Source organism: Alistipes provencensis (genome assembly GCF_900083545.1).
In the GTDB taxonomy this organism is placed as follows: Bacteria; Bacteroidota; Bacteroidia; order Bacteroidales; family Rikenellaceae; genus Alistipes; species Alistipes provencensis.
The window spans coordinates 228431-239633 of the sequence record NZ_LT559262.1 but is presented as its reverse complement, the minus strand read 5'-3'; the positions used below and the strand labels follow the sequence as shown (position 1 = coordinate 239633).

Genomic DNA, 11203 nt, shown 5'->3' with positions numbered 1-11203 from the left:
GCGGGGCGGCGTTTGCGGCGGCGGGACGACGCCGATTTCGAAGCGCCCTCCGGGGCGTTTGCGGCGGCAGGTTTGTTCCCGGCGGGTTTCGGGGCGTTGCGCTCACCTTTCGGGGCGTTGCCGGAACCTTGCTTCCGTTCCTGCTTGCGGGGCGTGTCGGCCGAGCCTTTGTCCGTGGACTGGACGGGCGTTCCCGGTGCGGGGCGCGTGCCCCGTCTGTGGCGGGAGCGCGACGACCGGGCGGGCGGGCCCTGTCCCCTTTACACATCTAGAAGTGTATAAGAAACAGGGATTCCGTTTGGGCGTGACCTCCCTGCGGCCCCCCCAACTGGGCCGGTAGGTGACCCCGCCCCACCGTGTGCGCTTCTCCTCGCTGGTTCCCCGCGGCGGCCGGGCGGGCTGCCCGGCGGCATCCTGCGCGGGGGCCTGCTTCGGCTCCGGATTGCGGGCCTGTTTGGGCGCGGCGTTCCGGGCGGACCGCTGTTCCGTGCTGCGGGCGGGTTGGGGTGCGGCTTTCTGTGCGGGTTTCCGGGCCGGGGCGGCGGACTGCCGTGCGGCGAACTCCGGAACGGGCCCCTCGACGGGGATCGTCAGTCCGGTGAGCTTCTGGATGTCTTTCAGGTAGTCGAACTCGTCCTCCGAGCAGAACGACCACGCGGTGCCCTCGTATCCGGCGCGGCCCGTGCGGCCGATGCGGTGGACATACGTCTCGGGAACCTCCGGCAGGTCGTAGTTGATGACCAGCGGGAGCTGGTCGATGTCGATGCCCCGCGCTGCGATGTCGGTGGCGATCAGTACGCGGCAGGCGCCGCCCTTGAAGTCGTTCATGGCCTTCACGCGGGCGTTCTGCGACTTGTTGCCGTGGATGGCGCTCGACTGGATGCCGGCGCGGTTGAGTATCTTGGCCAGCTTGTCGGCGCCGTGCTTGGTGCGTGTGAAGACGAGCACCTGCTGAGCGTCGGAGCCTTCCAGCAGGTCGATCAGCAGTTGGCTCTTTTCGGCCTTCTCGGCGAAGTGGACCCGCTGCGAGATGGTCTCGACCACCGAAGCGGGCGGGGTGACGGTCACCAGCACGGGATCGTGCAGGATTTTGGCCGCCAGTTGGGCGATATCCGAAGGCATCGTGGCCGAGAAGAAGAGCGTCTGCCGCTGTGCGGGCAGCAGCGGCAGGATGCGGCGGATGTCGTGGATGAAGCCCATGTCCAGCATGCGGTCGGCCTCGTCGAGCACGAAGAAGCGGATTTTGTCCAGCGAGATGTAACCCTGCCCGATGAGGTCCAGCAGCCGGCCCGGGGTGGCGACCAGCAGGTCTACGCCCCGTTGCAGCGCATCGACCTGCGGGCGCTGGTTGACGCCTCCGAAGATCACGCAGTGGCGGATGGAGAGGTAGCGCGCATAGTCGTGGCAGCATTCGTCGATCTGGATGGCCAGCTCGCGCGTCGGCGTGATGACCAGTGCGCGTATTTCGCGGCGTCCCTTGGCGGCGGGTTCTGCGGCTAAAAGCTGGAGGATGGGCAGCGTGAAGGCTGCGGTCTTGCCCGTCCCGGTCTGTGCGCAGCCCTGCAGGTCGCGGCCTTCGAGTACGGGAGGGATGGCTTGTTGCTGAATGGGGGTCGGATCGGTGTACCCCTTTTCCCCGATGGCGCGTAACAGCGGCTCGGAGAGTCCTAAGTCTTGAAATTTCATAATAATCGGCGGTAAAGGTACGATAATTTCCCGGTTCCTGCGTCGGAGGGCGTATATTTCTTACCTTTGCGGGACGATAATTCGCAAATATGAAACGAAAACTCCTGCTGGCGGCGTGTGCCGTCCTGCTCTGCACGGGCGTCCGGGCGCAGGGTGCGACCGATCGGAAAATGCGCGATGCGGGATTGGTCGACGTGCTCGGCGTGGATTCCACGCTGCGCGTGCGGCTGATGTACTCCACGGAGGACAATTTCATGGGCCGCGACGTGTACGGCGACCTCGAACGGGCCTACCTGCTGCCGCATTTCGCCGACAAGGTGGCCCGGGCTCAGGCGTTGCTGCGTGAGCGGCGTCCCGGGTGGCGGCTGCTGGTCTGCGACGCGGCGCGCCCGATCAGCGTCCAGCGCTATATGTACAGTCTGGTCGAGGGAACTCCGAATCAGGTCTATGTGGCCAACGGCGCCCGCGGAGGACGCCATAATTACGGCGTGGCGGTCGACGTGACGCTGCTCGACGCCGCGGGGCGCGAGGCCGACATGGGTACGCCGGTCGATTTCTTCGGCGAGGAGGCCCACACCGGAGGCGAGGCCGCGCTGGTCGCCGCGGGGAAGATCTCCGCCACGGCGGCCCGCAACCGCGAACTGCTCCGGTCGGTCATGCGCGGGGCGGGGCTGGTTCCCTACCGCCGCGAATGGTGGCATTACGAGGAGCCGATGCCGATGCCCGAGGTGCGCGAACGCTTCCGGTTGCTCGATTTTTGAGCCCGAAGAGCGGATGTTTGCGGAAAAAGTTGTAATTTTACCCGTTCAAAACGTTAATTCACGAATATGGATTCCAAACTCGTACTTTACAATACGCTCACCCGCCGCAAGGAGGAGTTCGAGCCCCTCGTTCCGGGCCGCGTGGGCATGTATGTCTGCGGCCCCACGGTCTACGGCGATCCGCATCTGGGCCACGCCCGTCCCGCCGTGACGTTCGACCTCCTGTTCCGCTACCTCAAGGCCGCGGGCTACAAGGTGCGCTATGTGCGCAATGTCACGGATGTCGGCCACTTGGAGCACGACGCCGACGAGGGCGAGGACAAGATCGCCAAGAAAGCCCGGCTCGAGCAGCTCGAACCGATGGAGGTGGCGCACTACTACACGGAGCGTTACCACCGCGCGATGGATGCTCTCAATGTCGAGACCCCCTCGATCGAGCCCTACGCCTCGGGTCACATCATCGAGCAGATCGAGTTCGTGAAGAAGATCCTCGCCGACGGCTACGCCTACGAGTCGAACGGTTCGGTCTACTTCGACGTGGAGAAATACAACGCCAAATACAACTACGGCAAGCTCTCGGGCCGTAATCTCGACGACATCATCGCCAACACGCGCGAGCTGGACGGGCAGTCGGACAAACGCCATTCCTACGATTTCGCGCTGTGGAAGAAGGCGGCGCCCGAACACATCATGCGGTGGCCGTCGCCTTGGGGCGAGGGATTCCCGGGCTGGCATATGGAGTGCTCGGCGATGTCCACGCGCTACCTCGGGGAGCGTTTCGACATCCACGGCGGCGGTATGGACCTGATGTTCCCGCACCACGAGTGCGAGATCGCGCAGTCGACCGCCGCACTGGGCCACGACTCGGCCCGCTACTGGGTGCACAACAACATGATTACGATCAACGGCCAGAAGATGGGCAAGTCGCTGGGCAACTTCATCACCCTCGAAGAGCTCTTCACCGGGTCGCACAAACTGCTGGCGCAGGCCTATTCGCCCATGACCATCCGCTTCTTCGTCTTGCAGGCGCAGTACCGCTCGACGCTCGATTTCTCGAACGAGGCCCTGCAGGCCGCCGAGAAGGGGCTGGACCGTCTGATGAAAGGCATCGAGGCTTTGGAGAAGATCAAGCCTGCGGACTCCTCGACGGTCAATCCCGTCGAGCTGGAGACCCGCTGTGCCGAGGCGATGGCCGACGACCTCAATTCACCGATGGTCATTTCGGCGTTGTTCGACTGGGTGCGCATCATCAATCAGTTGGTCGACGGTTCGCAGACGATCACCGCCGCCGATCTCGAGGCGCTGACGGCCACCGTGCGCCGCTATGCCTTCGACATTCTGGGCCTGCGCGACGAGAAAGCCGCCGGAGCCGCTTCGGGCAGGGATTATGTGACGCCGCTGGTCGAGATGCTGTTGGACGAGCGGCTGAAAGCCCGTGCCGCGAAGGACTGGGCCGCTTCGGACCGCATCCGTGACGGTCTCGCCGCCGCCGGAATCCGCGTCAAGGACGGCAAGGAGGGCTCGGATTGGTATCTGGAGTAATTTAGCGGCCTCCTTTGACCCTTTCCCGGGAGAAAGGGTATAGAAAAATTAAGGTATTTATGGCAGAACTTAAATCGGCAGCACTGGAGCTCGGGACCGAGCGTATCCGGAAGTTGCTCGTACAATATGCCGTGCCGGCGATCATCGCCATGACGGCTTCGTCGCTCTACAACATGATCGACAGTATCTTCATCGGTCACGGAGTGGGGCCGCTGGCCATTTCGGGCCTTGCGCTGACCTTCCCGCTGATGAACCTTGCTGCGGCGTTCGGTTCGCTGGTGGGCGTGGGCGCCGCGACGCTGGTCTCGATGCGGCTCGGGCAGCGGGATTATGAAACGGCCCAGCGGGTACTGGGCAATGTGCTGGTGCTCAATCTGATTATCGGCGTTGTGTTCGGATTGGTGGCGTTGCTGTTTCTCGATCCGATCCTCTACTTCTTCGGAGCCAGCGAGGCCACGATCGGCTATGCCCGCGAATATATGACCGTTATCCTGCTGGGCAACGTCGTCACGCACATGTACTTGGGTCTGAACTCGGTGCTGAGGGCTTCGGGACACCCCCGCAAGTCGATGTACGCCACGATCATCACGGTGGTCATCAACGCCGTCCTCGACCCGATCTTCATCTTCGGATTCGGATGGGGCATCCGCGGTGCGGCCATCGCCACGGTGTTGGCGCAGATCATCGCGCTCGTGTGGCAGTTCCAGATACTTTCCAATAAACGGGAGCTGCTCCACTTCCGCCGCGGCATCTACCGCCTGCGGAAAAAGATCGTGCGCGATATGCTCGCCATCGGCATGTCGCCCTTCCTGATGAACCTCGCGGCCTGCTTCATCGTCATCCTCATCAACAAGGGGCTGAAGGAGTACGGCGGCGACCTGCAGATCGGCGCCTACGGCATCGTCAACCGGCTGGCGTTCTTCTTCGTGATGATCGTGCTGGGCGTCAATCAGGGCATGCAGCCCATTGCGGGTTACAATTTCGGTGCGAAGCAGTACGACCGCGTGATGCGCGTGCTGAAGCTGACGATCATGGGTGCGACGTGCGTCACGACGGCGGGATTCATCATCGGCGTGTTCATGCCGCGGCTGGCCGTGGGGATGTTCACCTCCGACGAGGAGCTGATCCGCCTTTCGGTCGAGGGCATGCGCATCGTCTTCTTCTGCTTCCCGATCATCGGGTTCCAGATGGTGGCCACGAACTTCTTCATGAGCGTCGGCATGGCCGGCAAGGCGATCTTCCTGTCGCTGTCGCGGCAGTTGTTGTTCCTGATGCCGGGGCTGATCTTCCTGCCCCACATTTTCGACGTCTACACCGAGTGGAACGGCAGTTGGGGCGTGTGGTGCGCGATGCCGCTGTCGGATTTTCTGGCGTCGCTCGTGGCGTTCTTCATGCTGACTTACCAACTGCGGAAATTCCGGGCCATCGGCGCCGCGAATGCCGCCAAAGAGGGATAGGAATATGGAAAAATTCGTCATCAACATAGGCCGTCAACTGGGCAGCGGCGGCAAGACCGTCGGGGAGATCATCGCCCGCCGGCTGGGTATCCGTGTCTACGATAAGGAGCTGATAAACTTGGCCGCCAAGGAGAGCGGCATCTGCCCCGAGATTTTTGAAAGGGCCGACGAAAAGGAGTCGCGCGGCGTACTCTCGACGATGATCGGCTACCTTCGCGCCCCGTTTGCGGGCGACGACGCGGGCATGACGAACGTGCTGTCGAACGATGCGCTGTTCAAAATACAGAGCGACGTGATCCGTAAGGTCGCCGCCGGGGAGTCAGCGGTTTTCGTGGGCCGCTGTGCCGACTACATCCTGCGCGAGGAGCCGCGCTGTGTCAACGTCTTCATCACGGCCGACGACGAGAACCGCTGCCGCCGAATCTGCGCGCGGCAGGGCTGCACTCCGGCCGAGGCGCAGGCCCTGATGGAGCGTGTGGACGCCCGTCGCGCCTCCTATTACAATTATTACAGTTCGCGGACGTGGGGCGTGGCTTCGACCTACCACCTCTGCGTGAATTCCTCGCCTCTGGGCGACGAGGGCACGGCCGATTTCATTCTGGAATTCGCCGCACGGAAACTGCACGAGAAATTTTAAGCGATATGGTACTTGCCGAACAGATCAAGGAGATCGAACAGCGCCGGGAGGCGTTGGAACGCTGTCTCGACATCGAACAGAAGCGCATCGACCTGCGCAACGAGGAGGAGAAGACTCAGGAGCCGAATTTCTGGGACGAGCCCGACAAGGCGCGCGAACAGCTGCGCAAGGTGGCGGCGATCAAGGCGTGGGTCGACGATTACGACGCCGTGCGCAAGGATGCCGAGGACCTCGCGCTGATGCCCGACTTCGTGAAGGAGGGCGTCGTGACCGAGGAGGAGATGGACGCCCACTACGCCGCGACGCTCGAGAAGATCGAGAACCTCGAGATGCGCAACATGCTGCGCCGCGAAGAGGACAAGCTGGGGGCGATCCTCGACATCAACGCCGGGGCGGGCGGCACCGAGGCCCTCGACTGGGCGTCGATGCTCCTGCGCATGTACACCCGCTGGGGCGAGGCCCACGGCTACAAGGTCAAGGTGCTGGACTATCAGGCAGGCGACGAGGTGGGGGTGAAATCCTGCACGCTGGAGTTCGAGGGCGAGTACGCTTACGGTTATCTCAAGAGCGAGAACGGCGTGCACCGCATGGTGCGTCTTTCGCCGTTCAACGCCAACAACAAGCGGCAGACGACCTTTGCGTCGGTCTTCGTCTCGCCCGCCGTGGACGACACGATCGAGATCACGGTCAACCCGTCGGATATCGAGTGGGATACCTACCGGGCGTCGGGCGCCGGGGGGCAGAATGTCAACAAGGTCGAGACGGCGGTGCGTCTGCGCTACCACGGCAAGGATGCCGACACGGGCGAACCCGTGGAGTTCCTGATCGAGAACATGGAGACCCGTTCGCAGTTGATGAACCGCGAGAATGCCATGCGCATCCTCAAGTCGAAACTCTACCAGCGCGAGCTGGACAAGCGCATGGCGACGCAGCAGGCGCTGGAGGCTTCGAAAAAGAAGATCGAGTGGGGTTCGCAGATCCGCTCCTACGTCTTCGACGACCGCCGCGTGAAGGACCACCGCACGGGTGTCCAGACCTCGGCTGTCGAAGCGGTGATGGATGGCGATCTGGACCAGTTCATCAAGGGCTATTTAATGGAATATGGCGCGTCCGTCTGATTTTATGGGGCACTTGCGACACATCCCTTGGCCGTCCCGAACGGGAAATACTGCTTGTATGTCCCGTCCGGCCCGCCCTTCACGATGCGCCACATCTGCATCCCTAAAATGCAGACGGCTTGTCGTCGTGCTTGTCGCCTGCGTTTCGGGTATTTTCAATGTTCCGGCGCAGGGAACTCTCGTGGGCATGACCGACACGGCGGCCTATTTTCCGCTTCTCCGGGGACAGCGCGTCGCGGTGCTGGCCAACCAGACCTCCGTGGCGGAGATGCCCGGAGCGCCCGGGGCCGATGCCTCGGGGAGGGTGCATCTGGTCGATCTGCTGCACGGCGAGGGTTTCGACGTCGCCGCCATCTTCTCGCCCGAACACGGATTCCGCGGCACGGCGGATGCCGGGGAGCATGTCAAAAGTTCGGTCGACGTCCGGACGGGCATTCCGATCCGCTCGCTCTACGACGGCAACACGAAGCGTCCCTCCGACGAGGCGATGCGCTCGTTCGACGTACTGGTCGTGGATATGCAGGACGTGGGACTGCGATTCTATACCTACTATATCTCGATGCTGCGGATGATGGATGCCTGCGCCGATTTCGGATGCCGGGTCGTGGTCCTCGACCGTCCCAATCCCAACGGGCACATCGTCGACGGGCCCGTGCTGGACATGAAATACCGGTCGGGCGTCGGGGCGATTCCCGTGCCGGTGCTCCACGGCCTGACGATGGGCGAGATCGCCCGCATGGCCGTCGGCGAAGGGTGGGCGAAGCCGTGCGACCTGACGGTCGTGAAGTGCCGCAACTACACCCACGCGACCGAATACCGGCTGCCCGTGGCTCCGTCGCCCAACCTGCCGACCGCGCGTGCCGTCTACCTCTATGCCGCGCTGTGCCCCTTCGAAGGCACCGTCGTGAGCCTCGGACGCGGGACCGACAAGCCGTTTGAAATCTACGGACATCCGGACCTGACCGGGCGCACCTTTACGTTCACACCCCGTCCGACGGCCGGGGCCAAGCATCCGCCGCTCGAAGGACAGTTGTGCCGGGGCGTCGACCTGAGCGGCATGCCGCTCGCCGAAGCCCGCGAAGTGGGATTTTCGTTGAAATATGTGATCGATGCCTATGCCGACCTCGGGTCGGGGACCAAATTCTTTACGCCGATGTTCGAAAAACTGGTCGGCGTGGGGTGGGTGCGCGAAATGATCCTTGCCGGAGCCCCGGAGGGGGAGATACGCGCCCGCTGGGCCGATGATGTGGAACGCTACCGCGAACGGCGAACGAAATACTTATTGTATGAGAATTGAAAACAGCCCCGGATTTCCGGGGCTGTTTTTCGTAAGAAGCGGGGCGGCCGCGGCTTCAATGGATTCTATGAAGAATTAGTGACGCACGGCCGTGCTGAGTTGCCGCCCCGCGAGTAAAAAGGCTGCGAATAAGCGCAGCCTTAGATTGGTTTGGTTTCTGCAAAGGTAATCAAAAAAACGAAAAAGACGAATTCGTCTGACTGTTTTTTTCGATTTGACGAGTCCTTTGCATTATGAAAGGCCAGAAACATTATGATACTGCTATAAAATCGGTAGCCGAAAGACTTCGTGCTGTGCGGATTGCCCGGGGGTTGACTCAGGAGGCGGTGTATTTTAATACGGGCCTGAATATGCGTCGTGTTGAAGGCGGAAAAACGAATTTGTCGCTGTCGACGCTCTGTGAATTGTGTAAATTTTACGGGATAACTTTGGAAGAACTCTTCAAAGGGCTTCCAATCGAATAAAAAGCGCCCCGTTTCGGGGCGCTTTTCCTTTTTTCTTTAATATACTTCCGCTATCCGGTCCGCTTCGGTGATCTCCCGCAGGACCCGGCAGGGCGACCCGACGGCGATCACTCCCGCAGGGATGTCGCGCGTGACGACGCTTCCGGCGCCGATCACCGTGTTGTCGCCGATCGTCACGCCCTGCATCACCACCGTGTTGCCCCCGATCCAGACGTTGTTGCCGATGGTGATCGGCAGCGAGCGCATGATGCCCGCGTTGCGCTGGTCGGGCACAAGGGCGTGGGCGACGGTGTAAAGCCCCACGTTGGGGCCGATAAAGACGTGGTCGCCGATCGTCACGGGAGCTTCGTCGAGGATCGTCAGGTTGTAGTTGCCCACGAAATGGTCGCCGACCGCGATCTGTTCCCCGAAATCGCAGTGGAACGGGCTGTGGATGGTGAATTCCCGGCCGATGCGCCCGAACAGGCGGCGGATGATCGCCTCGCGCTCCTCGCGGCGGCTGGGCGGCAGTCGGTTGAGTTCGAAAACCAGTTCTTCGGTCTGCCGCAGGGCGTTGCCGATCTGCGGCGTTACGGCGTAGAGCCAGAGTCCGGCCCGCATTTTCTCAAGATCGTCCATAGCTGTCGTTTAAACTGAAAGCACACCCTGCGGCCGAAACTGCGGGGTGTGCTTTTTGCGGATATTCCGTTCGTTACTCCGAAACGATTGCTTCGCTCGGGCAAACGCCTGCGCAGGTGCCGCAGTCGATGCATTTGTCAGCGTCGATGACATAGATGTCGCCGGCCGAAATAGCCTCCGTGGGGCACTCGCCGATGCAGGTACCGCATGCTACGCACGCGTCGGTAATTTTGTAAGCCATTGGTTGAAAAATTTATTTGTTAATGTGTGTGAGTGCAAATATAAAAACTTATTTGATAAAATCAAAACCCGTGTAGGGAACCAGCACCTCGGGGATGCGGATGCCTTCGGGGGTCTGGAAGTTCTCCAGCAGCGCCGCCACGATGCGCGGCAGGGCCAGCGAGGAGCCGTTCAGGGTGTGTGCCAGTTGGATTTTCTTCTCTTCGTCGCGGTAGCGGAGCTTGAGGCGGTTGGCTTGGAACGATTCGAAGTTCGACACCGACGACACTTCGAGCCAGCGTTTCTGGGCTTCGGAGTAGACCTCGAAGTCGTAGGTCAGCGCCGAGGTGAACGACATGTCGCCGCCGCACAGCCGCAGGATGCGGTAGGGAAGGCCCAGCGACTTGACGATTCCTTCGACATGGGCCACCATGCCGTCCAGCGCTTCGTAGGAGTTCTCGGGCAGCGACAACTGCACGATCTCCACCTTGTCGAACTGGTGCAGGCGGTTCAGGCCGCGCACGTCCTTGCCGTAGGAGCCGGCCTCGCGGCGGAAGCAGGGGGTGTAGGCGGTCATCTTCACCGGGAAATCGGCCTTCTCGAGGATCACGTCGCGGTAGATGTTCGTCACGGGAACCTCGGCTGTGGGGACCAAGTAGAAATTGTCCACCGTGGCGTGGTACATCTGCCCCTCCTTGTCGGGAAGCTGCCCCGTGCCGAAGCCCGAAGCCTCGTTGACCATCACGGGCGGCTCGACCTCCAGATAACCGGCCTTGGTGTTGCAGTCGAGGAAATAGTTGATAAGCGCGCGCTGGAGCCGTGCGCCCTGTCCCTTGTAGACGGGGAATCCGGCGCCGGTGAGCTTCACGCCCAGATCGAAATCGATGATGTCGTATTTGCGGGCCAGCTCCCAGTGGGGCAGCGGGTTTTCGGGAAGCGCCGTGTAGTTCTCCTCGAGTTTCACCACGAGGTTGTCCTCGGCGGTCCTGCCCTCGGGGACGATCTCGGCGGGGAAGTTCGGCAGCGAGACGATGGCGGCCTGCAGCTCCTGCTGGGCGTCGCACAACTCGGCCTGCAGGCGCGAGGATTTCTCCTTGAGGTCGGCCACGAAGCGTTTGCGCTCCTCGGCCTCCTCGCGGCGGCCCTGTCCCATCAGCGCGCCGATCTCCTTGGCGGCTTTGTTCTGGGCGGCCAGCGTGTTGTCCATCTCGAGCTGGATGGCTTTGCGCCGGTCGTCGAAGTCGATGATCTTCTCGATGACGGGTGCGGCGTCCACGCCTTTTTTCGCCAACTTGCGGACGGCGGCCTCTTTGTCATCGCGGATTTGCTTTATCGTAAGCATAATATCGGGTGATTTTTGTGTTTTCGCGTTACAGGTGGCAAAATTACAAAACAATTCCTAAA

Annotated in this window: 10 protein-coding genes and 1 pseudogene; 7 read left to right on the top strand and 4 right to left on the bottom strand. The window is 61.8% G+C overall.

Annotation, left to right across the window (positions count from 1 at the left end; genetic code table 11):
* Positions 1-594 precede the first annotated feature (594 nt).
* Positions 595-1686 (bottom strand): annotated as a pseudogene (locus tag BN5935_RS01100) (DEAD/DEAH box helicase); the annotation flags it as partial.
* 89 nt (positions 1687-1775) lie between these two features.
* Between BN5935_RS01100 and BN5935_RS01095 the strand changes: the two are divergent.
* From BN5935_RS01095 to BN5935_RS15705, 7 genes are all read left to right on the top strand, one after another.
* Entirely contained in the window at positions 1776-2447 is a 672-nt protein-coding gene (locus tag BN5935_RS01095; RefSeq protein WP_064974457.1) for a M15 family metallopeptidase, read from the top strand.
* Between the two features lie 66 nt (positions 2448-2513).
* The gene (gene cysS / locus BN5935_RS01090) at positions 2514-3989 is read left to right on the top strand and encodes a cysteine--tRNA ligase (protein ID WP_064974456.1); all 1476 of its coding nucleotides are present in this window, start codon (positions 2514-2516) and stop codon (positions 3987-3989) included.
* Between the two features lie 59 nt (positions 3990-4048).
* A complete protein-coding gene (locus BN5935_RS01085) occupies positions 4049-5446 on the top strand; it encodes an MATE family efflux transporter (RefSeq protein ID WP_064974455.1) in 1398 nt (465 codons plus the stop codon).
* Positions 5447-5450: 4 nt separating this feature from the next.
* Positions 5451-6083, top strand: a complete 633-nt coding sequence (locus BN5935_RS01080) for a cytidylate kinase-like family protein (protein WP_064974454.1) — start codon at positions 5451-5453, stop codon at positions 6081-6083.
* A gap of 5 nt (positions 6084-6088) precedes the next feature.
* Positions 6089-7201: a peptide chain release factor 2 gene (gene prfB / locus BN5935_RS01075; RefSeq protein ID WP_064974453.1), complete on the top strand. Its 1113-nt coding sequence runs from the start codon at positions 6089-6091 to the stop codon at positions 7199-7201.
* Positions 7202-7259: 58 nt separating this feature from the next.
* Positions 7260-8498, top strand: a complete 1239-nt coding sequence (locus BN5935_RS01070) for an exo-beta-N-acetylmuramidase NamZ family protein (protein ID WP_064974452.1) — start codon at positions 7260-7262, stop codon at positions 8496-8498.
* A gap of 233 nt (positions 8499-8731) precedes the next feature.
* Positions 8732-8962 (top strand): helix-turn-helix domain-containing protein, encoded by a 231-nt coding sequence (locus tag BN5935_RS15705; RefSeq protein WP_082943977.1) that lies wholly within the window; start codon positions 8732-8734, stop codon positions 8960-8962.
* Positions 8963-8998: 36 nt separating this feature from the next.
* Here BN5935_RS15705 and BN5935_RS01065 read toward each other — a convergent pair whose 3' ends face one another.
* The 3 genes from BN5935_RS01065 to serS form a co-directional block, all read right to left on the bottom strand.
* Complete coding sequence (locus BN5935_RS01065; protein ID WP_064974451.1) at positions 8999-9580, bottom strand: sugar O-acetyltransferase; 582 nt, start codon at positions 9578-9580, stop codon at positions 8999-9001.
* A 73-nt stretch (positions 9581-9653) separates the two neighbouring features.
* Positions 9654-9821: a DUF362 domain-containing protein gene (locus tag BN5935_RS01060; protein ID WP_064974450.1), complete on the bottom strand. Its 168-nt coding sequence runs from the start codon at positions 9819-9821 to the stop codon at positions 9654-9656.
* A gap of 48 nt (positions 9822-9869) precedes the next feature.
* A complete protein-coding gene (gene serS, locus BN5935_RS01055) occupies positions 9870-11141 on the bottom strand; it encodes a serine--tRNA ligase (protein WP_064974449.1) in 1272 nt (423 codons plus the stop codon).
* Positions 11142-11203: the final 62 nt, after the last annotated feature.

Coding starts and splice junctions, on each gene's coding strand:
- BN5935_RS01095 (WP_064974457.1), top strand. CDS start 1,776: ATGAAACGAAAACTCCTGCTGGCGGCGTGTGCCGTCCTGCTCTGCACG.
- cysS (WP_064974456.1), top strand. CDS start 2,514: ATGGATTCCAAACTCGTACTTTACAATACGCTCACCCGCCGCAAGGAG.
- BN5935_RS01085 (WP_064974455.1), top strand. CDS start 4,049: ATGGCAGAACTTAAATCGGCAGCACTGGAGCTCGGGACCGAGCGTATC.
- BN5935_RS01080 (WP_064974454.1), top strand. CDS start 5,451: ATGGAAAAATTCGTCATCAACATAGGCCGTCAACTGGGCAGCGGCGGC.
- prfB (WP_064974453.1), top strand. CDS start 6,089: ATGGTACTTGCCGAACAGATCAAGGAGATCGAACAGCGCCGGGAGGCG.
- BN5935_RS01070 (WP_064974452.1), top strand. CDS start 7,260: ATGTCCCGTCCGGCCCGCCCTTCACGATGCGCCACATCTGCATCCCTA.
- BN5935_RS15705 (WP_082943977.1), top strand. CDS start 8,732: ATGAAAGGCCAGAAACATTATGATACTGCTATAAAATCGGTAGCCGAA.
- BN5935_RS01065 (WP_064974451.1), bottom strand. CDS start 9,580: ATGGACGATCTTGAGAAAATGCGGGCCGGACTCTGGCTCTACGCCGTA.
- BN5935_RS01060 (WP_064974450.1), bottom strand. CDS start 9,821: ATGGCTTACAAAATTACCGACGCGTGCGTAGCATGCGGTACCTGCATC.
- serS (WP_064974449.1), bottom strand. CDS start 11,141: ATGCTTACGATAAAGCAAATCCGCGATGACAAAGAGGCCGCCGTCCGC.